20 protein-coding genes are annotated in these 22863 nt (G+C 41.7%); 18 read left to right on the top strand and 2 right to left on the bottom strand.

The features are described 5' to 3' along the window. Nucleotides 1-354: 354 nt before the first annotated feature. The 3 genes from HP456_RS05760 (at nt 355) to HP456_RS05750 (ending at nt 2338) form a co-directional block, all read left to right on the top strand. Nucleotides 355-678 carry an ArsR/SmtB family transcription factor gene (locus HP456_RS05760; RefSeq protein ID WP_246288775.1) on the top strand — a complete coding sequence of 108 codons (324 nt, stop codon included), beginning with the start codon at nt 355-357 and terminating at the stop codon, nt 676-678. A 3-nt stretch (nt 679-681) separates the two neighbouring features. After that, a complete protein-coding gene (locus HP456_RS05755) occupies nt 682-1161 on the top strand; it encodes an SRPBCC family protein (protein WP_172249054.1) in 480 nt (159 codons plus the stop codon). A gap of 484 nt (nt 1162-1645) precedes the next feature. After that, entirely contained in the window at nt 1646-2338 is a 693-nt protein-coding gene (locus HP456_RS05750) for an aspartate/glutamate racemase family protein (RefSeq protein WP_172249053.1), read from the top strand. A gap of 489 nt (nt 2339-2827) precedes the next feature. Here HP456_RS05750 and HP456_RS05745 read toward each other — a convergent pair whose 3' ends face one another. Continuing rightward, a complete protein-coding gene (locus HP456_RS05745) occupies nt 2828-3298 on the bottom strand; it encodes a DUF3291 domain-containing protein (protein WP_172249052.1) in 471 nt (156 codons plus the stop codon). A 214-nt stretch (nt 3299-3512) separates the two neighbouring features. On the opposite strand from HP456_RS05745, the gene HP456_RS05740 reads away from it, so the two are divergent. The 9 genes from HP456_RS05740 to HP456_RS05700 all read left to right on the top strand — a co-directional run bounded on the left by HP456_RS05740 (nt 3513) and on the right by HP456_RS05700 (nt 15038). After that, entirely contained in the window at nt 3513-3791 is a 279-nt protein-coding gene (locus HP456_RS05740) for a hypothetical protein (protein WP_172249051.1), read from the top strand. A 336-nt stretch (nt 3792-4127) separates the two neighbouring features. Further along, complete coding sequence (locus tag HP456_RS05735) at nt 4128-5915, top strand: sensor histidine kinase (RefSeq protein ID WP_172249050.1); 1788 nt, start codon at nt 4128-4130, stop codon at nt 5913-5915. Then, nucleotides 5890-7488, top strand: coding sequence for a response regulator transcription factor (locus HP456_RS05730; protein WP_246288773.1), 1599 nt, complete (start codon nt 5890-5892; stop codon nt 7486-7488). The genes HP456_RS05735 and HP456_RS05730 overlap by 26 nt, the downstream gene beginning before the upstream one ends. Beyond that, nucleotides 7478-8815 carry an ABC transporter substrate-binding protein gene (locus HP456_RS05725; protein WP_172249049.1) on the top strand — a complete coding sequence of 446 codons (1338 nt, stop codon included), beginning with the start codon at nt 7478-7480 and terminating at the stop codon, nt 8813-8815. The genes HP456_RS05730 and HP456_RS05725 overlap by 11 nt, the downstream gene beginning before the upstream one ends. A 189-nt stretch (nt 8816-9004) precedes the next feature. Then, nucleotides 9005-9970 (top strand): ABC transporter permease, encoded by a 966-nt coding sequence (locus tag HP456_RS05720; protein ID WP_376766194.1) that lies wholly within the window; start codon nt 9005-9007, stop codon nt 9968-9970. A gap of 13 nt (nt 9971-9983) precedes the next feature. Then, entirely contained in the window at nt 9984-10862 is an 879-nt protein-coding gene (locus tag HP456_RS05715) for a carbohydrate ABC transporter permease (protein ID WP_172249048.1), read from the top strand. 28 nt (nt 10863-10890) lie between these two features. Beyond that, on the top strand, nt 10891-12504 hold the full coding sequence (locus tag HP456_RS05710) for an ABC transporter substrate-binding protein (RefSeq protein WP_172249047.1): 1614 nt from the start codon (nt 10891-10893) through the stop codon (nt 12502-12504). A 64-nt stretch (nt 12505-12568) separates the two neighbouring features. Beyond that, nucleotides 12569-14074, top strand: coding sequence for a glycoside hydrolase family 32 protein (locus HP456_RS05705; protein ID WP_172249046.1), 1506 nt, complete (start codon nt 12569-12571; stop codon nt 14072-14074). 4 nt (nt 14075-14078) lie between these two features. After that, the gene (locus HP456_RS05700; RefSeq protein WP_172249045.1) at nt 14079-15038 is read left to right on the top strand and encodes a carbohydrate kinase family protein; all 960 of its coding nucleotides are present in this window, start codon (nt 14079-14081) and stop codon (nt 15036-15038) included. Between the two features lie 371 nt (nt 15039-15409). On the opposite strand, the gene HP456_RS24995 is transcribed toward HP456_RS05700, so the two are convergent. Then, nucleotides 15410-15619: a DUF3291 domain-containing protein gene (locus HP456_RS24995; protein ID WP_463429174.1), complete on the bottom strand. Its 210-nt coding sequence runs from the start codon at nt 15617-15619 to the stop codon at nt 15410-15412. A gap of 360 nt (nt 15620-15979) precedes the next feature. Here HP456_RS24995 and HP456_RS05690 point away from each other — a divergent pair, with 360 nt between their 5' ends. The 6 genes from HP456_RS05690 to HP456_RS05665 all read left to right on the top strand — a co-directional run. Beyond that, a complete protein-coding gene (locus HP456_RS05690; protein ID WP_172249044.1) occupies nt 15980-20056 on the top strand; it encodes a S8 family serine peptidase in 4077 nt (1358 codons plus the stop codon). Nucleotides 20057-20064: 8 nt separating this feature from the next. Continuing rightward, on the top strand, nt 20065-20349 hold the full coding sequence (locus HP456_RS05685) for a hypothetical protein (RefSeq protein WP_172249043.1): 285 nt from the start codon (nt 20065-20067) through the stop codon (nt 20347-20349). 77 nt (nt 20350-20426) lie between these two features. Then, a complete protein-coding gene (locus tag HP456_RS05680) occupies nt 20427-21095 on the top strand; it encodes a DsbA family protein (RefSeq protein WP_172249042.1) in 669 nt (222 codons plus the stop codon). Then, the gene (locus HP456_RS05675; RefSeq protein WP_172249041.1) at nt 21095-21508 is read left to right on the top strand and encodes a disulfide oxidoreductase; all 414 of its coding nucleotides are present in this window, start codon (nt 21095-21097) and stop codon (nt 21506-21508) included. The genes HP456_RS05680 and HP456_RS05675 overlap by 1 nt, the downstream gene beginning before the upstream one ends. A 286-nt stretch (nt 21509-21794) precedes the next feature. After that, nucleotides 21795-22100, top strand: a complete 306-nt coding sequence (locus tag HP456_RS05670; protein WP_172249055.1) for an ArsR/SmtB family transcription factor — start codon at nt 21795-21797, stop codon at nt 22098-22100. A gap of 12 nt (nt 22101-22112) precedes the next feature. Then, the coding region (locus HP456_RS05665; RefSeq protein ID WP_172249040.1) for a heavy-metal-associated domain-containing protein at nt 22113-22863 on the top strand (751 nt) is incomplete at its 3' end.

The following is a 22863-nucleotide window of genomic DNA, read 5'->3' as shown; positions in this document are numbered from 1 at the left end:
ACCTTCACTCACATCTTTTTGAATTTGTTTTTTCACTTCTAGAGCATCCGTTCCAGCAAAGTTTGGCTTCATGGCTGAATCCAATTTCTGTTTGGGTTGTTGGTTTTGTGGCATAATCGCTCTCCTTCCATTCTTGTTGTAGTTTTTTAAAATAATAAATCCTGCTGTATAAAAATGGAATATGCAGGATTTTTTTGTCTTTCTTATATTAAGGGAACTTTGGTATTTTTTAAGAGCCAGAGTGTTTAATAACTGAATGAATCAATTTAATTAGAATAAATATATTTGACCTTTATATTTCTTGTTGGTAATATAACTACATGGTTATATATTAACAGTAGGAATGTGATAAATTTGGGTGAGAGAACATACACTACAACTTTGTTTGAAGTTATAGCTGAGGAAAATCGCAGAAAAATTATTGACCTTCTTAGAGCAGGACCAAGGTCTGTAGGAGAATTAGTTGTGTGTACACAGCTAAGCCAGCCAGGGGTTTCTAAACACCTTCGAAAATTAAGGGAGGCAGGGCTAGTCATTATCAATAAGGATTCCCAAAAACATATTTATCATTTGAATGCGGAACCCCTTGCAGAAATTGATAATTGGTTAGAACCTTATCGAAAATACTGGTCAGATAAGTTAGATACTCTAGAACAATTATTAGATGAGGAGGAATAATGTATGTTAGCAGTTGTAGAAAAAAAAGAAAATGGCTTTATAGCCACATATAATCGACCACTAAATCATTCAGTTGAAAAGGTTTGGGCTGCATTAACACAGAATGGTAAATTGCAAAAATGGATGCCAAACCTAGAAATTGTAGACCTTCAAAAAGGAGGAAAAATTAAGTTCAATATGAATGATGGGACAGGTAACTCTTTCGATATTTCAATCTTAGATTTCGAAGAACAATCATACTTGCAGTATGAATGGGGAGAAGGTTGGGTTCGATTCGAGTTATCTCCTAAAGATAATGGTTGTTTATTAGTATTAAAAGAATATATCCCTGCCCTCAGTGATCATACTCCAAAAGATTTATCTGGATGGCATGTATGTCTAATTATGTTTAGTGCAGTACTGGACGGTAAATATATGGATTTCCCAAAAGGGGAATGGGAAAAATGGTACGAGAAATATGTTAAGGTAACCAACCAGCTATAGGACAATCAAAATTGTTCAACAGTCTGGTGCTTATCTTAAAAAAAGGTAAGCGCCAATTTTACATATAGAACCATTGACTTAAGAAGAGGTACAGCCAACATTGCGCGGAAAACATACGTTAAGAATTGTAAAGTTCAGCTAAGGATTTATATGGAAAAATCGAAAAATAATCAATATAAAATAACGGCTGGCTTGTTGACCTTATATTTATTGGTATTAATATGGATCACCCATCCATCCTTTGTACAAATAAAGGGGCAGTTTTACTATTAAGAGTGGAGTGATAGGCAATTAGTATTCTATTAATGGGCGCTATTCTGTAACAAGGATAAGCGTTCTTTTTTTACTTTAGGACCATATTATTGAATACTGCATAGGGATTATCAGTCAGTATATTGAATGTTTTAAGAAGATGAATCTTTGTCCCATAGGAACGTTGAATTGAAAAGAATAACAAAAAAGAGGCTGGGGAGGGAGTTATAACATGAAGGTTATTGGACTTATTGGTGGAATGAGTTGGGAATCCTCTGTTGAGTATTATCGGATTATTAACGAAGAGGTGAAAAGAAGATTAGGCGGGTTGCATTCTGCAAGATGTCTTTTATACAGCGTTGATTTTGAAGAAATTGAGCGTTATCAGTCAGAGGGTGACTGGAAAAAGGCTGGTGAAATATTGGGGGACGTTGCACATTCTCTTGAGAAAGCCGGCGCAGATTTTATCATCATTTGCACCAATACCATGCACAAGGTTATTGGTGACATACAGGAAAAAATAAACATACCTATTCTGCATATTGCAGATGCAACAGCCCTTCAAATTAAAAAGAAAGGGATTACTTCAGTAGGGTTACTCGGTACAAGGTATACCATGGAGCAAGACTTTTACAAATTACGTTTAGAGTCCAATGGTATAAAGGTTTTGATACCAAATGACGATGAAAGAAAAATTGTGAATAAGGTTATTTATGAAGAGCTATGTTTAGGTAAGGTTCAACAAACATCCAGAGATTATTATAAAAAAGTTATCCAAGGTTTAATCGACACTGGAGCTAAAGCTATTGTATTAGGCTGTACAGAAATTGGGTTGTTGATAAACCAGGAGGACTCAGATGTTCCTCTGTTTGACACAACGTATATTCATGCTCTTGAAGCAGCAAATCTGTCCATAAAGAAGTAGAGATTTCTGCAGCTCTTTCGAAATTATAGATAGTATACAAACGGGGGGAAGAGCTGAAGTTTTACTAATTGATCTCCGGCTATTGTCTTCTTCAACAATACAAAAAGGGCACAATAAAGTACTTCTTGAATTAAAGGATGACCCGAAGAATAGTGAAGGTTCAAAGATAGTCAGTGTAGAAGAAGAAAAAATGTTAATTAATATAGAAGAAGGTCAGACTATTTTTAGTTTGGTATGACTACATTAGAGAGTCTGACCCTGCAAAGACAAGGGGATTGAAAATTGACCTTCTTGTTACCGATGGATAACAAAACAAAATAATTTGCAAGTTCAACGGGGGATGGATGATCGATTGCCCCTTATCAAATTACTAAATAAGTAATAAGTTTTAATAACTTTGTATAAACCACTTGGGTGGCTGGCATCCACTGATGAATAAATGAGAATGGCTGAAGCGTGAGAGAAGTATCGCGAATTCTCCACTAACATTTAAATTTTATTTGAGGTCCTCTCCCCAAATTCATCAAATGCGTGCTTAAAGTCAAATGCAAAAGGATCCGGTCCATGTTGGATATAATAGTCGTATCTCTTGAAAGCTTCCTTCCAGGAAACATCCGTTACCTTCTCCGTCCACCACACCACATAATTAGGCTGTCTCTCTTGAAGAGCTCCAAACCACTTGTTCCTGTCCTTTAAAGCTTGCATATGGTGACCTGAATAGGTAAACCGATATAAAGATTGAATGCTTTTCCATACTGTTAGTGTGAGAATAGGGGTACCCTCTCCTTTGATCGCTTTCTCAGGGAAACGTACTCTATTAGGTGAAAATTCTTTTATTAGATGCCCGGTTTTAGCAGCCTCCCGAATGACTTCATCTCCCACTTCAAAAAACTCACGGGAGGCAGGATGTTCAATTGGATGTTTTAACCTGCCAACCGTATAGATCGCAGCATAAGCCAAATTAATCCCTCCATTTACACTTTCACCTACATATATTCTAGAATGACTTGGCGTATTCCTTGTTGAACGATATAACTTTTAGTTTTGGCCCATAGAACTAACTCCATTTATTTTAAGGAAATAGAGAGGAGACAAAAAGACTTCTGGAATCTTCAATTGAGGCAGGTTTACGGGACTATGAAACGAATCTTGTTAGTGGAGAAACTAGCGAAAATTGACCAGTATTAAAAGGAGTAATGCCCTGCAAAGAAAAGCACTCCAAGACTTGAATCCAACCAGCAAACCAGAAATGAATTTCTCACCTGATACGAATCTGGATAGTTCAAATGAAATATCTGTTATTGTTGAGTTTAAGCAGCATACAGCAAACATCGCAATTATGCCTGAAAAGTATAAGGGGAAATCCTTAACTCGAGTAGAAGCGAACAAAAAATTAGAAGCATTACATGAACAATTTAAAAAGGACTTATCTCAACTAAAGATAAAAACATAAGTTAGTGATACATTCAAGGAAGCATTCAATGGCGTTGCATTGACATTATCTGCGAATCAGGTTGAAACCTTGCTTCGATCTGAACCAACTCAAGAAAATATGAATACGTCACCATATAGCGGGAAAGCCCCTCAAGAAATAATGGGAGTGGACAAACTGCGAGGGAACCGTCCCTGTGCGTCCGCAAAAGTGGGAGCTCACCGAATATATTTCCGTATATTCCCTCTTCTCCACATCTTTCTTTCTTTTTAGCCCCCTCATTCTATGGTAAATTTAAAAGAATAGTAGTTTCACTTTTCAAAAAAAACGTTAATCTGCTTCAAACAGGGAGGGGCTATGTTTTTCTCACTTCGCAACCGATTATTTATGATTTTTACCCTGTTACTGACCTTTCCTTTTCTCGTTCTGTCGATTCTGATTCCAAACTGGTTTACGTCTATCATGGAGGAACGTACGACGGATTCGACGATAGAAATGATGGAACAGTTTTCGTTATATATTGATTCGATCACATCACAGGCAGAGGATTTAGGAAAGCAGGTACTGGTGAACCCTACGACTCAGGAATGGATCAAGTCTGAGGAGAATGGCAGGGAGGCAACAGATGCGGAACGACTTCTAACGAAAAACCAGTTGAAGGCGGAGTTGTCCTCAATGATGATCAATAATTCCAAGTCGATGTCCGTATCGGTTTACCTCAATGATGGGACTGGGACTGCCGGGAATCTTCCTCCTCTTGAGAAAACGATTTGGTTCGATGATTTCTATAAAGACGATCAGCGCTGGCTTCGGTCTCATAATGATCTGATGGCGGATCAGGTGAACAGTTACCTTCTTCCTCTCTTTGATATTAATACGCTTGATTTATCCGGGGTGATCAAGGTGAACTTTCCATCGTCCCTCCTAGAGAAAGCATTAAGCAAGATCAAACTTGGGGAGAACGGGAGAGTCTATCTCCTGGACAGCCACGGCAGGAATGTGCTGACTGGCAGCATTGATACACCAGAGAATGTGGTAAAAAAAAGCTTAAGGACCATTAAGACGGAGAAAAAGAGATCAGGATTAATAGAGGTCCCTTTTGAGAAGGAAGAGTATATGCTCTTCTATCAGAAGGCAAGGGTGGGGGACTGGGTGCTTGTCAGTGAAATTACCAAATCCGAATTGTTCTCTCAGATCAATGTGCTTCAGAGAAACCTTCTTTTAACGAGTGGATGGATCTTCTTATTAACGATCATGGCGTCTTACCTCCTCTCTTCAACCATTGTAAAGCCTTTAGGGAAATTGACTGGTGCCATGAAACTGGTGGAAAAGGGGGATTTTAAGAAAGCCAAGCAATTAATTCCTTCCATTAAGACAGCAAATGATGAGATTGGCTATGTGGTGGATGTGTTCGGCCAGACAGCCAGCCGCCTGGATACCCTGATTGAAACAGAATATGAAGCCAACTTACGCAGACGGGATGCGGAATACAAAGCGCTGCTCCTGCAAATCAATCCTCATTTCCTCAATAATACCCTTGAGACCGTCGGCGGGCTCGCAGCTCAAGGAAAGAACAAAGAGGTGATTGACGTCACGATTCATTTAGGGAGGATCATGAGATATTCTCTTAATACGGAATCGGACATGGTAACCCTTGGGGAAGAAATGGCCTATATACGGAGGTTTATGGAAATACTGAAGCTGCGTTATGAAGAAGCGCTCTCCATCTCCATAGAGGAAGATCCTAATGCCTCTAGGCTCCCGATCATAAAATTTGTCATCCAGCCCCTTGTAGAAAATTCTGTTAAGTACAGCTTCGTAGAGAAGACGGAGGCTGTTCTTCGTATTTCAACGAAGAAAGTAGATGACTGGGTGGAGATTGTGGTTGAGGACAATGGTATCGGGATCCCTGAGTCTATCGTGGAGGAATTGAAGAGTGACCTGGGCAGCCACGAATCGCGGCATGTATTGGAAAGCAAAGGGCGGAGCATTGGGCTGAAAAATGTCCTGGGACGTTTGAAGCTGAATTACGGAGAGAATTTTACCTATCACATCACATCAGAAGAGAATCAAGGCACAACCATTGCCTTATGGATAAAAAGTGGAGAGGGGGATCTTCATGCTGAAGGTGATTATGGTCGATGATGAAATTCAAATTCGAAAAGGGTTGAAGTGGAAAGTGGACTGGGATGAAGAAGGCTTTGTTATTGCCGGTGAAGCATCAAATGGCAAGGAAGCGTTACAGGTTATAGAAGAGGTGATGCCTGATCTTGTCCTGACCGATGTCAGGATGCCGGTCTTGGATGGGATGCAGCTTGTGAAAGTGTTATCGGATAAGTATCCAGTTATCAAGGTGATCGTCCTGTCGGGATACGCAGATTTCGAGTACGTGCGTTCCTCTTTGGTCGAAGGAGTGAAGGATTATCTGCTTAAGCCCGTAGATCCCGAGGAATTGACGGCTGCCCTCAGGAAAAGCAAGAGCGAGATTGAAGCAGAGAAGCAAAGAAGGATGGAAAGGGACAGAATGAACCAACTCCATTCCGAGGAAATGAGGGAGCAGTACCTGCTTCATTTAGTGAAGGATGAATGGGCGGGGATGAATATTTCCGGCGAGAGACTCAGTCAGCTGAAGCTCGATGTGCTAGCAGGTGAGGATATTGTCGTCCAGTTCATCACCGTAGAGATACGCAGCATGGACCGAGAGCAGGTTAAGGAGCTGTTTCTTCCCTTCAAGATGCTTTGCAGGGAGTTATCCTATGAGCATGAAGGAATCATGTCCTTCTATGATACGAGTTACCCGAATATGATTCATTTCCTATGCCATCATCACTCAGGGGAAAATCAAGTCCCTATCTTTATTCAGGAGCTGCAAAAGAGTGTCAGCACCTATCTGAATCTTGAAACAGTCATCGGACTGGGGAAAGTGGTCAGGGGTTTATCACAATTAAAGAACGGATATATTTCTGCCGTACTCTCCTGGAGCCAAAGCTCAGCTGATGCTACGTCCCAGCTCATCGACGGGACAACGAGTAAACAGACCATCGAGTTCACTGATGATGCAGAATGGAAGCTGTCCAACAGTATGGAGCAGGGGGAATTCGAGAATTTCCAAAGACATCTTCTGACTACACTTGCTGAATGCGATCGGCAATCGGTGATGTCTTATTCCTTTGCAGCGAGCCGGGTGCTCTTCATGCTGGAATCTATTGCAAGAAAATATGATCTGTATACCGAAGAGATGAAGAAGAAGATGTGGAATTGTCAACTGTGTATATGGGAATTGACGTCTCGGGAGCGGGTAAAAGGAGAACTGCTGGAGCTGGCAAGAATGATTGCGGAAAAAGTGAGTGAAACCCGTCATTCTTCTAATGGAACTGCCATTGTGGAAAATGTAAGACAATATATGGACAGGCATTACGCTAATGAAATTTCACTCACCTCCCTTGCTGATCAATTCCATATCAACTCGGCTTATTTATCGGAGATGTTTAAAGAATTGGTAGGACAGAATTTCAGTGATTACCTTGTGAATCTTCGAATGGACAAAGCACGTTCCTTGTTGATGGATGAACAGTTGAAAATCATCGAGATTGCCCATCTTGTCGGCTATTCCAATTCAGGCTATTTCAGCACTGTGTTCAAGAAACGTTTTGGACAAAAGCCACTTGATTACCGGAAATCCATGACAGTGGATAAGGAGAGGCGCAATGAAGTATAAAATAACCATTATCTACTTACTGGCGGCTGTACTCATGTTGACAGCCGGGATCTACAGCATCTTCTACTTCACCTCCTTTCAGGAAACGAGCAGGGAGAAAGATGGTGGAAAACTGGTTGAACAAGCTGAGATACACCTGACATTCTGGAGGAACAGTGGGACAAAACTTGAAAATCAGGCATATGAAGAGCTGGTGGCTGACTTCAATAAAGATCATCCCACGATCGAAGTGGAGATGGTCCCTGTCCCATATGGGGATTATGAGTTGAAGCTTAGAACCGAGATGGCAGCGGGTGATCCTCCTGATATTTTGACCATCGATACACCGACCCTTGCCCTTTATGCCAGTGCTGGTAGTCTGATGTCCCTCGACGATTATATGAGACAAGAAGGTCATATTGAAGATCTCGCATCCCCTACGTTAAAGGGAATCACATATAAGGATGAAATCTACTTATCCCCGATTGCAGAATCGAGTGTCGCCCTTTTTTATAACATTCATTTGTTCCAAAAAGCAGGGGTGCCCCTCCCTTCCAAAAACCCGCATGAACCGATGACATGGGATGAGGTTCTGGAGGCATCTAAGAAAATTTCTGCTTTATCACCTGACATTGCGGGAATCGATCCAGCTCAGGGATTCCCGAATGGGGAATCGCCTTCCTACTTCAAGATGCCTATCCTTTGGCAATTTGGAGGAGATATACTGGATCCGGGCAATCAGACAGCGAGTGGATATTTGAACTCCCCGGCTTCACTGAAAGCACTCCAGTTTTATCAAGATCTATATCAGAAACACCAGGTGGCTAAGGTCGAACTCCCCCAGGAAGCATTGGAGACCGATAAGCTTGGCATGACGGTCCTCGGTTCCTGGATGGTGGAGAGTCTCATTATGATGAATCCTGATTTCCGGCTGGGTGAGGATTTCGGGATAACCGCCCTGCCGAAAGGGAGCGAGCAGGCGGTTCCAAACGGGGGGTGGTCCCTCGGTATTTCGTCTGAAACCGACTATCCCGACGAAGCTTGGGAATTTATCCGGTATGTCACCAGCTTTGAAGGTGCCAAGAAGTATGTTGATATCACCGGGGATGTTCCAGCGCGTTATTCAGTTGCAGATGCCTTTCCCGAGTTCAATGAGTACCCGAAGAATATTTTCGTGGAACAGGCACAAAAGTATTCCAGGAATAGACCGATAACTCCTGCCTATCCTGTCGTGAGTGATGCGGTCAAGACATTATTTGAAGACGTGGGAATCGGAGGGAAGGATGTCAAAACTTCGGCAGAAGAGGCGGTAAAAAAGATTAATGAAGAACTGAATGACATGGAATAGTAACCTTTGGCAGCTGCCAGAGGTTTTTTTTTGTGCAGTAAACTCCCGAAATATTTAAACTGTTTCATCCGAAAAAAGTAAACGTTTTCATGCTGGGAATCTAGTAAAGTGAACTCAACAGACAACCTCACCGAAATGGGCGGGTCATTCTTTCAAAACAACTTGATTTTTATAAAGGGGGTCAAAAGATTGCAAGAACTTGCCAAGGCAGATACATCCGTTATATCGGAAACAAAGAAAAATAAGAAATTCAAAACCAAGCTCCATTATATGAAGAAAAACTATATTCTCTATTTGTTTCTTGCACCGGCCATCATACTTACGATCATTTTCAAGTATGTTCCCATGTACGGGGCATCCATCGCATTTAAGGATTTCAGTCCCATCAGGGGGATCAATGGCAGTGAATGGGTGGGATTCAAGCACTTTACGGACTTTTTATCGTCTCCGAATTTCATGGATATCCTGGTCAATACTCTGAAATTAAGTTCCTTTGAGCTTCTGATTGGGTTTCCGATCCCAATCATTCTTGCACTCATGCTGAATCAGCTCCGGAAAGCAGGGGTGAAGAAGAATATTCAACTCATCCTTTATGCACCACATTTTATTTCAGTTGTCGTCATCTCGGGGATGATCTTTCTCTTCTTATCACCTACAGGCCCCATTAATGCGATGTTGTCGGTATTTACCGATAAGCCGATTTCGTTCATGTCTGATCCCGAGGCGTTTCGAAGCATCTATATCTGGTCAGGGGTTTGGCAGGGCGCAGGGTGGGCATCGATCATCTATGTGGCGGCACTCGCCAATGTGGATCCCCAGCTTCACGATGCAGCAACCGTAGATGGGGCGTCCCTGCTGCAGCGCATCTGGCACATCGATCTTCCGACGCTGAAGCCTGTGATGGCGGTCCTGTTCATCCTGGCAGCAGGAGGCATCATGGCAATCGGATTTGAGAAAGCCTATCTGTTACAGACGTCTATGAACCTGCCAACCTCAGAAATCATTTCGACCTATGTATACAAGCGTGGGCTGCAGGCCGGTGACTATTCATTCGCCACGGCAGTGGGATTGTTCAATGCTGTCATCAATGTCATCTTGTTGGTGTTCGTCAATCGGGTGGTCAAGAAATTAAACGAAGGCGAAGGTCTTTTATAAAGGGGGAAACGAGGTGTACCAATACACCAGGTCAGATAAATTCATTCTTTTCGTCAACAAAATCCTGCTTGGGGGAATCGTGATTATCGTTCTGTTCCCTTTGATATACGTTCTACTATCATCGGTTCTTGAGCCGAATGTTCTAGTTAAAAAGGGATTGTTCATCAGCGGGTCGGATTGGACGCTCGAAGGATATAAACGGATCTTCGAGGATGGGACTATCGTCAAAGGATTCATCAACTCAATTCTCTATTCTGCCGGGTTCACCCTCATCACCGTTAGTGTCTGCATCTTTGCCGGGTATTCACTCTCGGCTGAAGGGCTTATCGGCAGAAAGTTCATCATGGTGTTCTTTCTCATCACCATGTTCTTCAACGGAGGGTTGATCCCGACGTATATGGTGGTGAAGGGCTTAGGGATGCTGAACACGATTTGGGCAATCATCCTTCCCAATGCCATCAACGTCTGGTTCATCATCTTGGCGAGAACGTATTTCAAATCGATTCCGAATGAGTTGAAGGAAGCAGCACGAATCGACGGGGCATCGGAGTTCAAGATTTTCTTGAACATTGTGTTTCCGTTGTCAAAGCCGATTATCTTTGTCATCGCGCTCTATGCGTTCATCGCACAATGGAATTCGTATTTCGATGCGATGATCTATCTTGAGGACCGGGATTTGTACCCGTTACAGCTCGTCCTGCGCTCGATTCTTATCCAGAATGAGGTGCAACCGGGAATGATCGCTGATCAACAGGCTGCTGCGGAACTGCAAAGAATTTCAGAGATGATCAAGTATTCATCTATCGTATTAGCGAGCTTACCACTGATCATTATGTATCCATTCTTCCAGAAATACTTTGAAAAAGGTGTTATGGTGGGATCTTTAAAATAATCAACTTATTAACAATGGGGGTTTAAAAATGGGTAAAAAGGTGAACACAATGTCAGCGCTTCTGATATCAGGTATGCTGCTTGCAGCAGGGTGCAGCAACAACAGTGAAAGTGCTTCTTCTGAGAATTATGAACTGGAAAATGTGAAGTTTCCTTTAGAGGAACAGGTGACACTGAAAATGATGACATCCAGCTCACCACTTGCTCCGGATGATCCAAATGAAAAGCTGATCTTCAAAAGGCTCCAGGAAGAAACAGGAGTGAAGATCGACTGGACCAATTATACAGCGGGGGAAACCTTCAATGAAAAACGGAATCTCGCTGTCGCTAGTGGGGAGCTTCCAGACGCGATTATGAATGCAGGATACAGTGACTATGAGCTGTTGAAGCTTGCCAAGGATGGAGCGGTCGTTCCTGTTGAGGATCTGATTGATGAGCATATGCCCAACCTGAAAAAGGTCCTGGAAGATGCACCTGAATATCGATCGATGATGACGGCACCGGATGGCCACATCTATTCCTTCCCTTGGATTGAAGAGCTTGGTTCAGGGAAAGAAAGTATCCATTCCGTCGATGACTTCCCTTGGATCAATGTCGAATGGCTGAATAAACTGGGACTTGAAATGCCGAAAACAACCGATGAACTAAAAGAAGTCCTGAAAGCATTCAAGACGCAGGATCCAAACGGAAATGGTGAGGCAGATGAGATTCCGATGTCTTTCATCATCAATCATGGTGGTGAAGATGTGTCCTTCTTATTTGGCTCGTTTGGATTAGGGGAAAACTGGGATCATACCGTGGTCACGAATGATGGAGAAGTAAAGCTGACGGCAGCCGATGAAGGATATAAGGAGGCCATCAATTATTTGAATGAGTTATATAAAGAAGATTTGATCGACGTAGAAGCTTTTGAACAGGATTGGAACACCTACCTGTCGAAAGGAAAAGAAGGTCGCTACGGAATGTACTTCACATGGGATAAAGCCAACATCACGGGTATGAACGATCAATACGACCTCATGCCTGCCCTTGAAGGACCGGATGGAACGAAGAATGTAACAAGAACGAACGGCATGGGATTTGACCGGAACCGAATGGTCATCACGAGTGCTAACGAGAACCTTGAATTGACGGCGAAATGGATTGATCAGTTCTATAACCCGCTTCAATCGGTTCAAAATAACTGGGGAACCTACGGGGATGACAAACAGCAAAACATCTTCGAAATGGATAGTGCAAGCCATTCATTAAAGCATCTTCCATTAGAGGGAACGGCTCCTGTAGAGCTCAGGGAAAAAACATCCGTCGGCGGTCCACTGGCAATTTTGGACGAATACTACGGAACCGTTACGACGAAACCGGATGATGCTGCCTGGAGACTGGGGCTCATGAAGGATGTCATGGTACCGGATATGAAGGCGGAAAACATCTATCCAAAAGTATTTTTCTCCCTTGAGGAATTAGATAAGCTTTCGAAGATCGAGACCGATTTGCTTGCTTATGTGAAGCGTAAAAAGGCGGAATGGATCACCAACGGGAAAGCCGATGAAGAATGGGCGGATTACTTGAAAGAACTCGATCGCCTCGGGTTACAGGAATGGCTGAAAATCAAGCAGGATGGATATGACCGAAACCAATCATAATCAAATTCCGGCTGTACCTTGCTCAGGCAATCGTGCAGCCTTTTGAAAGCAAAGGAGGATCCTTATGACGAACAATTATCAAGAAAAAACGAGCCTTTATTCAGAAACCTATCGTCCGCAATATCATTTTTCGCCGAAGGAAAAATGGCTGAATGATCCGAATGGAATGGTCTTTTTCGAAGGGGAATATCATCTCTTCTTTCAATATCATCCACATGGAACTACGTGGGGACCAATGCACTGGGGGCATGCGGTGAGTCGTGATTTAATTCATTGGGAGGAGCTGTCGATTGCACTTCATCCTGACGAACATGGGGCTATTTTCTCTGGAAGTGCCGTGGTGGATTGGAAGAATACATCAGGTTTCTTTAAAGAGGAGAAAGGCGGGCTTGTCGCCATTTATACAAGTGCCGACACATATCCGGACTCCAATCGTCCAAGGCAGAGACAAAGCCTTGCCTATAGTTATGATCATGGCAGGACTTGGGAGACTTACGAGGGAAATCCTGTATTATCAGATGAAGACATTACCGATTTCCGGGATCCCAAGGTATTTTGGCATGAGGAATCTGAACGTTGGGTAATGGTTCTGGCGACGGGTCAAACGATTACCATTTATACGTCCCCTAACTTGATAGACTGGGAGTTTGCCAGTGAATTTGGTCAGGACGAAGGGTCCCATTCCGGAGTATGGGAATGCCCGGATCTGTTTCCTCTAATGGTTGATGGAAACCCAGATCATGTAAAATGGGTGATGCTTGTGAGCATCGGTGACAACCCCGGTCTCAAGGAAGGTTCACGGACCCAGTACTTTGTTGGGAACTTTGACGGTAAGGCGTTTATTAACCATCATAATGGGGACGCCATCCTCTGGCTCGATCACGGAAGGGACAATTATGCCGGAGTGAGCTGGTCTGACATCCCTGAAAAGGACGGAAGAAGGATCTATCTTGGATGGATGAACAACTGGAGATATGCAAATCAGGTTCCGACTAAAACGTGGAGAGGAGCCATGACCTTGCCTAGAGAAATGACCTTGATTTCTATGCCATATGGGTTTCAACTTATACAAAAACCTGTATCCGAGATAAATAGAATCAGAAGAGAATCACAGGTCTTGAAGGAAATCGTGTTAACGGAAGAAGGGTATTCAATCGATGTAAATCATGAATTTATGGAAGTAAATCTATCTGTAACGTTGGAAGAGGCAAAGGAGTTCAGGCTGGCTATCCACCATTCATCAGATGAGAAAACCAGTATTCGGTACGATCGAATCACCCACAAGTTAACGGTCGATCGGACTCAGTCAGGAGAAAACGGTTTTTCGGATTCGTTTCCCGGAATTTCCGAGTGCCCAGTTGAATTAATAGACGATAGGCTCATCCTTCAGCTATTTCTGGACGCTTCTTCCTTGGAGTTATTCGCACAGGGAGGCAGGAGAGCATTAACCAATCTGATCTTCCCTCGAGGAACGAATCACACCCTTTCTCTCACTGCCCTTGGAGGGGGTGCCAATGTTGAAGAGATCTCGGTTACGGAGCTTTCATCGATCTGGAGAAAGGGAGTTTGAGAACATGAATGAACCTTCAATCCTGTGCATCGGTGAACTGCTCATCGATTTCTTTTGTACCGATATCGATACCGGATTGGCTCAAGGAAAACACTTTTCAAAGAAGGCAGGAGGGGCTCCCGCCAATGTGTGCGCGACCATCACCATACTTGGGGGACGTGCAAGGTTCTTGAGCAAGGTAGGAAATGATCCGTTCGGCCATTTCCTGAAACAGACCATGGTGGATCTTACCATAGATGATTCTTCCATTTTGCTTGATGAACATCATCCTACGACTCTGGCGTTTGTGTCATTGAAAGAAGATGGGGAAAGAGATTTCGTGTTTAATCGAGGGGCGGATGCCCACCTGAACAGGGAAGAGCTTCATAAAAGCAGTTGGATGGAATCTTCAATCATTCACTTCGGATCCGCCACTGCCTTACTGGATGATCCCTTTAAGTCCGCGTACGTATCCTTCATCCGAACGGTCAAAGAAGCAGGGAAGTTCATCTCCTTTGATCCGAACTTTCGAAGCGATTTATGGAAAGGGAGAGAGGGGGACTTCATTGAGGTGGCAGAACAGTGCATCAGTCAAGCAGACTTTGTCAAAGTAAGCGAAGAGGAATGTAAAATCATTTCTGGATTCTCGAATCTATCAGATGGAGTCGAATGTTTTCATAGACTGGGAGCCCAAACCGTGGCAGTCACCCTTGGGAAGGATGGTACACTGGTTTCAAACGGAAAAGAATCGTGTATCGTCCCAAGCATCCCTGTTCATTCCATCGATTCAACTGGGGCAGGAGATGCATTTGTGGGGGCGGCGCTGCATCAATTCAATCATTATCAGGACCCTAAAGCCCTCCTGGAGGATTTCAAACAATTAAAGAACATCGTCTCAACCAGTAATCGCGTGGGGGCGACTGTTTGTACAAAAATGGGAGCGATCAGCGCGATAAGAGAATTAGAGGGACGGACCACTTTTTGATGATAACTATACATTCGCGCACTTGATTGGTGCCTGATGCCCAGCAAGGTAAAGATTTAGCGTGCTGGGGGTCAGGCACCGTGCTTTTTTTGCAAAGACGAGAGGATTGAAAATTGATCTTCTACATTTTGGTTCCAGTATGCCCAAGTGGTTTATACAAAGTTCTAAAACTTATTACTTATTTAGTAATTTGGCAAGGGGCAATCGATCATCCATCCCCCACTTGATTGGCAGCCGATGATGAATAAATGAGAATGGCTGAAGCGTAGGAGAAGTATCGTGAAGGGTAATCTCCACTAACATTAAAATTCATTTGAGATTCTCTCCCCAAATTCATCAAATGCATAAGGGTCTGGTCCATGTTGAATATACTAGTCGTATCTCTTAAATGCCTCCTTCCAGGAAACATCCGTTACCTTCTCCGTCCACCACACCACATAATTAGGCTGTCTCTCTTGAAGGGCTCCAAACCACTTGTTTCTATCCCTTAAAGCTTGGTGACCTGAATAAGTAAAACGATATAAAGATTGAAGGCTTTTCCATACTGTTAGTTTGAGAATAGGGGAACCCTCTCCTTTAATCGCTTTCTCAGGAAAATGCTTTCGAGTGACTAATCAATAGATTTTACAAGAGAATACAAGCAGCGTAAATGGGGGGAATTTAGTGGGTTAAATTTCCCTGTTTTGTTGTTAGTACGTTTGTTCCTAATTGAAAACATTGTCAGAATCATATCGGATAAAGATGTTGAAACGCTTACATTGGGAAAGTCCATTTAATAAAGGGTTTTTTTCATGTTAACTCTAAATGTAAATATGATCATAGTTTGCTAATGACTAAGTATTCAAGATTATTTTCAAAGGGGGAGTAAATCATTTTCAAATAGGGAGTAAAAAACATCAATAAGCTTCATCGCACGCGCTAATGAAAAAAGGGGGAAGAAAATGAAACAGAGAAAGAAAATCGTAAAGGGAACTGTATTAGCGGTAAGTGCCATGTTACTAAATCCAATTGGCGGTATGGCAGCCTCTCATGACGGGACACAATCCAATCTAAATGGAGAACAAACTCAACTAAAAGTGAATCTTATTCATGGAGAAACAACAGAGAAAATCGACCAGTTTTTAAAAGAAGTAACGCCTGAGCAAAGAAAAGCACTCCAAGACTTGAATACAACCAGCAAACCAGAAATGAATTTCTCACCTGGGACGAAGCTGGATAGTTCAAATGAAATATCTGTTATTATCGAGTTTAAGCAACATACAGCCAACACCGCAATGATGCTTGAAAAGCTTAAAGGAAAAACCTTAACACGAGAAGAAGCGAACAAAAAATTAGAAGCATCACATGAACAATTCAATAAGGACTTATCGCGACTAAAGGTAAAACATAAAGTAAGTGATACATTCAAGGAAGCATTCAATGGTGTTGCATTGACATTACCTGCGAATCAGGTTGAAACCTTGCTTCGTTCTAAAGTAGTTAGAAGCGTTTACGAAAACAAACAAGTGCAGTTAATTAAACCTACTCAAGAAAATCCGAATACGTCACCATATAGCGGGAAAACCCCTCAAGAAATAATGGGAGTAGACAAACTGCATGAAGAAGGTTTAACAGGAAAAGACATTAAAGTTGGTGTCCTTGACACCGGAATTGATTATGACCACCCAGATTTAAAAGATGCTTACGCAGGTGGATATGACCTTGTAGATGATGATAATGATCCAATGGAAACGACTTACGAAGATTGGATCGAAGCCGGTAAGCCAGGCGGGAGTGCTTCGGATTATATTACCTTTCATGGCACCCACGTTTCCGGAATCCTTGCCGGGCAGGGGACAGCAGACTCAAATTATGCAACTAAAGGGGTTGCACCTGATGCGGACCTATATGTATATAGAGTTCTTGGTCCATATGGTTCTGGTTCAACGGAAGATATTTTAGCTGGCATTGAGAAATCAGTGAAAGATGAAATGGATGTTATTAACTTGTCGCTGGGGGCAAACGCTAACGATCCATACTCACCTTTAGCGATTGGGATCAATAATGCAGTATTATCAGGTATTACATGTGTTCTGGCCGCTGGTAATGAAGGTGGAGGAAAGTATACTCTCGGTACTCCGGCCGCTTCAGCACTTGGGATTACAGTAGGTTCCAGTAATCCAGAAGTTGCAGAGTTCAATTATACAGGAACGTTTAAAAGCAGCAGTACAGAAGCAGAATCGGAAATACGGTATTCTACGCATGGCTACGGTGAGGATCCCAGAACCTTAGAAGGAAAGACATTTGATATTGTCGATGTTGGTAAAGGGCTGGAAACTGATTTTGAACGTACCGACGTAAACGGGAAAATTGCCCTGGTTTCGACTGGAACGAATCGGACTTTTGAAAAAGTCAGGTTGGCAAAACAACATGGAGCAGCAGCTGTATTTATATACGGCACATATAACGGATTCATCGGAGATAAAATGGCGGTATCCATTGATCATACGTATGCGTATATTCTTAATGGTGAGCAAGGAAAAGCGTTTAAAGAAATATTACAGAACGAAACAGCACACTATACGTTTAAAAACCCTGAAAAAAATGTGATATACCCGGAAGATACCATTTCCTATTTCAGCTCTCGTGGACCGGCGCTGTTTACGTATGATATTAAACCAGAGGTGACAGCACCAGGAATGGATATTATGTCAACGGTTCCTCCCTATTTACGCGGTGAGAAATATGAAGGGAAGTACGAATATGGTTATGCCCGATTATCAGGAACCTCGATGGCGGCTCCACAAGTAGCGGGTGTGGCAGCGCTAATGCTTGAAAAAAATCCAAAAACAACACCCGCTGATATTAAATCATCTCTGATGAATACTGCAGATGAAATGGCAGAAGAGTACAGTGTCTTTGATGTGGGAGCCGGACGTATCGATGCTTTTGAAGCGATTCATTCAAATATGAACTTTCAGGTGATGGATGAGACGAAAAACTTCATAGATGGTGAGGAAATTCTGATTGATGAGCTGACAGGAAGTATGAGTTTCAGCTTGCAGCATGAAAATAATTCACTTAGAGATCAACGAACGATCATGATTAAAAATTCCGGTGAAGAAACGAAAACGTTTATTGGAAGTGCAGAGTTTGCAAATCATTCTCTTGACGCTTCAGAAAATGGAATTCAGCTAACCTTTGATAATAATATAAAAGTAAAAGCCGGAAAGAAAAAGAAAACAAATGTTTTCTTGAATGTTCCTAAAACAGCTGAAGACGGTTACTACGAAGGGTATATCCGGTATGTGAATAAAGAAGATCCGTCAGAGGAATATAGTATTCCTTTTAGTATTCGGAAGGTAAAAGATGGCGTTGAATATCTGGAAACAAGCTCAGGCATTACAACGATCAATAACGGAAATTTTAATTATAGCAGCTTAGCATCTGCTAATCTAAAATTAAATTCTCATATGCGCTCACTTGATATATTTTTATCAGATACAAACTCTGAAGATATCGGCTATATCGGCTATTACGAAGGTACTGGAATGCCTGAAGGCAAAGATATTAAAATAAACCCTTTCTTCAATGGAGATTATTATCCTCTTGGCGTCACAGCCGAACAAGCTGCAGCTATGGAACCTGTCCAAGTAATGCCGGGTACGTATAGGGTGAAGTTTGTCTTTACGAGAGAAAACGGAAAACAAATCATTATTGAAAAACCGATTTCAGTTGATAATTCAAAACCTGAATTGACTTCCAGTCAAGCTGGGGGCGTAATTGAAGTAAATCCTGATAATTCAAATCCGGTGATTGATATCAATGGGAATGTGATGGATCAGGCAATAAATGATTTAATAGCTGCTGGTTCCGATATCACTCAAGCAAATAACACGGTCTATTATCGTTACAATACGAATTATCCATCTCGACTGCCTGTTGATGCGGAAGGGAATTTTAATTTTGAAAGAAGTACGATCCCGAGCTACTTAAAAGTACTGCCTGTTGAATTTTATTCAACGGATCATGCAGGGAATAAATCTGATTCCTTGCAGTACTATTTTGTTAAAGAAGGTTCACCATATGTGACAAGTATCGCAAATCAAAAAGAAGTGACGCAAGGTGAATCGGTCACATTCGATGTAAATGCTGCGAATCAAGGAGTCTTTAAAAAAGCAGAATTCGAATTCAAATACGACCCGAAGGTTCTATCAGTTACTGAAATTGCTCTAGTTGAAACTATGAAGGATCGCTTCGATGCAGAAGTGACCAATGAAAATGGTACGATTAAGGTGATTTTACAAGCAAAAAATACAACATGGAATGCCGAAGATGTACTCTCCCTGCTTCACTTAACAGCAGAAGTGAAAAATGATACCTATATGAATGACTACGCAAAGGTCTATCTGACAAAAGCTGACTTTACGAACCTATCAGATGTGAAAACGGCTAGTGGACGAGTAGATCCATCATTTAAAATTAATGCTCTGGATTCTCAAATTGTGGGTACCATGAATGGAGAAGCAGTCTATGAATTATCTGCTTCCGGTCCTGTACAGCTATTTGATTATTCTACAATGGGTGCTACTGTCAAGGTTTTAGATGAAGACGGAAATCAATATCCGGGGCAAGTAATGGAAGAGCCTGAATTTAAAGTAGATTCACTGCCGTCCACCAGGGAACCATTAAAATTAGAATTTGATATACCTGGACATTTTACTGTGCAAAAGTCCTTTTATATCGGATTGGACGGTCATGCAGGTGAAAAGAAATTTATAGATAAAAAGACAGCTAGTGCTGGAGATGTGAACAAAGACCATGTCATCGATATTCTTGATGCGATCTACCTGGAAGAGCACTGGGGTACGAACGACCGCAAAGGAGATATTAACTTTGACGGTACGATAGATATGGTTGACATGAACTATATCAACCAAAACTTCCTAAAGGAAAATCCAACAGTCCCTCACGAAAACGAACCGAAATCAACCGGGAATGGGAAAACACTAGAAAGCATCATCGACAGCCTGAATTAAGAGAATAATTGAAAGAACCAGTCCTGAGGAGTATCCTCACGACTGGTTCTTTTATTGACCTTGCAGAGTTAAATGGGACGAGGGGACAGGAACGGTGTCCCGTTAAAGTATCAGTTGAGGGAGCACCCGCAGATTATTTTCAGGATTGGAGGAAGGGAGGAGTTGGTTTGGTCAGATGGCTGACAGGATTGGATGTGTTTATAATTGTAGTTTGTTGTTCAACTACAGATGCATTTAATAGAATAACATTCATACCTTCAGTGATGAAATCTACTTCAAGAAACTGTTCATAATCTGTAAGAATTTCAATAACGTATCAGCCTCATGATATGATAGTTTTATTATTAAACTAGTTAGGTGAGGTGAACGTATGAGTAATAAAAAATCAGCCCCAATGAAATACCTTGTCATGATTACTTTAGCAATCGTGATACTCTTAGTGGCTATTGTTGTATTAACTAATAAAAGCCAGGACAAAGATGAGATATTGGAAAATCATCCGTCTACAGCCAATCAGCCTTTGATTGGAGAAGAGAATGCATCCGTCTCTGTAGTAGAATTTGGTGACTTTAAATGTCCAGCGTGTAAAGCTTGGGGAGAGTCGGTTTATCCGCAACTTAAAGAGGACTTTATTGATACCGGGAAAGCAAACTTTTCTTACATTAATACTGAATTTCATGGAAAAGAATCAACCTTAGGGGCTCTGGCTGCTGAGTCAATATTAAAGAATGATCCCGATTCATATTGGGACTTTCATAAGGAATTGTTCAAAGAACAGCCTGGGGACAATCATGATGCACAATGGATTACAGTAGAAAAACTTGTTGAAGTGGCTCAAAAGACTACAGACGTCCATATAGATCAATTTAGTCAGGATATTGAGCAACAAACTTTTATGGAGGAAGTGAATACTGATTCCTCACTCGTTGAAGATTTTAATATACAGAAAACTCCAACCATCATTATAAATGGCACGATGCTCGAAGATCCTTATGATTATGAAAGAATCAAATCATTAATTGAAGAAGGGCAGGAGTAATGGGTAAAAATCAAATTTTTATGTACAGTGCCTGGTTAGTATCCATACTTGCAACTTTAGGGAGTTTGTATTTTAGTGAAATCAGGGGATTCATTCCTTGTGAGTTGTGCTGGTATCAACGAATAGCTATGTATCCTTTGACGTTGATTCTTGGAGTGGCCACATTTCACAATGAACTCGGCTTGAAAAAGGTCATTCTCCCAATGTCAATTGCAGGTGCTCTTATTTCATTCTTTCACTATTTGGAGCAAAAAGTTCCTGGTTTTGGAGGGATAAAGGAATGTGTGAGCGGGGTGCCTTGCAGTGCAGAATATATAAATTGGTTAGGGTTTATAACCATTCCATTTCTCGCTTTGACTGCGTTTCTTCTCATTACAATTTTTTTACTGATAATTAAAAACAAACAGGTTTAACGGATTAAAGCCTGCAGGTTCTGGGATTACCAGGTCTGCAGGCTTTAATTATTTCTTTCACAAACAAATGGCCGAGGAAGTGCATTAGATTGTAAGAGATCTTTTACTTCCAAAAAATGAGTCTCCTTTTTAAGTAGGGAATGGGTGGATATTTTATAATTAATGATGAACTTTTTATTTATTGATTTTGACACTCATATTAGCAATTGGTAATATGATAGTAATGAAAACATATTAGAAATATCTAATATGAGTTGGAGGGGTCATATTGCTGCAAGAGACTGATATGGATACAAAAATTAAGTTCCTGCAAGGGTTTGCAAATAAAATGAGAATTCAAATCTTGGACTGTATAAAAGAAGAAGAAAAAACAGTATCGGAAATTATCAAAGACTTGGATGGCAGTCAGTCAAGTATATCTCAGCATATTTCCTGTTTAAAGGGGTGCGGATTAATTGTCGGCAGACAGGAAGGGAAGTACATCTACTATAGTCTAAGCAATCAAAAAGTCCGCGATTTATTAACCATGTTTGATGAAGTGCTGGAAGAAGTACAAAATGACGTTGCATGTTGTCGTAATCACATTGTCTAGGGGGTGAAAGAAATGGCGGATAAATGTTGCAGTTCTAAAACTGCAGAAGCTCCTAAAGAAACAGGCTGTTGCAGCGGAAGTTCAGAATCAATCAACTTTAATAAAGTGGAGAGTTCTGATTGTTGCACCAGCCAGGCAGTGGCAGAGGAGAAGCAATCTTGTTGCTCCGGTGAGTCCGATGCCGGGGAAAAAACTTCTTGCTGTACAAGTGAAGTTGCAGTGGAGGAAAGTAAGCCATGTTGCAGCAGTGAAGAAGTGCTTGAGGTGGATCAGCCTTGCTGCAGCAGCGAAGCAAAAACAAATAGTTCTTGCTGCTCTAATTCAATTGTTGAGGAAAAGGCAAATGAAAACCATGCCCCTATCTCAAAGGGCGAAATGATTGAATATCGAGTATCCGGAATGGATTGTCCTTCTTGTGCTGTATCCATCGAAAAAGGGTTAGGGAAACTAAAAAGCATTGAAGAAGTTAAGGTGAATTATAATACAGGCAAACTCCGTTTTAAAGGGAATGAGAGGACTAATCTTGAACAAGTGGAGGATGTGGTCCAAAAGCTTGGGTTCAAGGTTGAACCTCTACAGCAAAATAAAAATTTGCGTGTTTATAACGTCGAAGGCATGGATTGCGGGAGCTGTGCCAAAAGTATTGAAAACCATTTAAACACAATCCCAGGTGTTAAGAGTGTAAGTGTTCATTTTTCAACTGGAAAAATGAAAGCAGAACATGATATCAGTGTGGAAGATATCTTTTCTGAAGTATCTAAAA

The sequence above is a fragment of the Bacillus haikouensis genome (assembly GCF_013179555.1).
GTDB classification, from domain to species: domain Bacteria; phylum Bacillota; class Bacilli; order Bacillales; family Bacillaceae_B; genus Rossellomorea; species Rossellomorea haikouensis_A.
This window is presented reverse-complemented; position numbering and strand designations above follow the sequence as displayed.

Bases quoted from the DNA above. Each gene is read 5' to 3' on its own strand.
- HP456_RS05690 (WP_172249044.1), top strand. From the start codon at position 15,980: ATGAAACAGAGAAAGAAAATCGTAAAGGGAACTGTATTAGCGGTAAGT.
- HP456_RS05700 (WP_172249045.1), top strand. From the start codon at position 14,079: ATGAATGAACCTTCAATCCTGTGCATCGGTGAACTGCTCATCGATTTC.
- HP456_RS05670 (WP_172249055.1), top strand. From the start codon at position 21,795: ATGGATACAAAAATTAAGTTCCTGCAAGGGTTTGCAAATAAAATGAGA.
- HP456_RS05755 (WP_172249054.1), top strand. From the start codon at position 682: ATGTTAGCAGTTGTAGAAAAAAAAGAAAATGGCTTTATAGCCACATAT.
- HP456_RS05750 (WP_172249053.1), top strand. From the start codon at position 1,646: ATGAAGGTTATTGGACTTATTGGTGGAATGAGTTGGGAATCCTCTGTT.
- HP456_RS05680 (WP_172249042.1), top strand. From the start codon at position 20,427: ATGAGTAATAAAAAATCAGCCCCAATGAAATACCTTGTCATGATTACT.
- HP456_RS05730 (WP_246288773.1), top strand. From the start codon at position 5,890: ATGCTGAAGGTGATTATGGTCGATGATGAAATTCAAATTCGAAAAGGG.
- HP456_RS05705 (WP_172249046.1), top strand. From the start codon at position 12,569: ATGACGAACAATTATCAAGAAAAAACGAGCCTTTATTCAGAAACCTAT.
- HP456_RS05675 (WP_172249041.1), top strand. From the start codon at position 21,095: ATGGGTAAAAATCAAATTTTTATGTACAGTGCCTGGTTAGTATCCATA.
- HP456_RS05735 (WP_172249050.1), top strand. From the start codon at position 4,128: ATGTTTTTCTCACTTCGCAACCGATTATTTATGATTTTTACCCTGTTA.
- HP456_RS05725 (WP_172249049.1), top strand. From the start codon at position 7,478: ATGAAGTATAAAATAACCATTATCTACTTACTGGCGGCTGTACTCATG.
- HP456_RS05710 (WP_172249047.1), top strand. From the start codon at position 10,891: ATGGGTAAAAAGGTGAACACAATGTCAGCGCTTCTGATATCAGGTATG.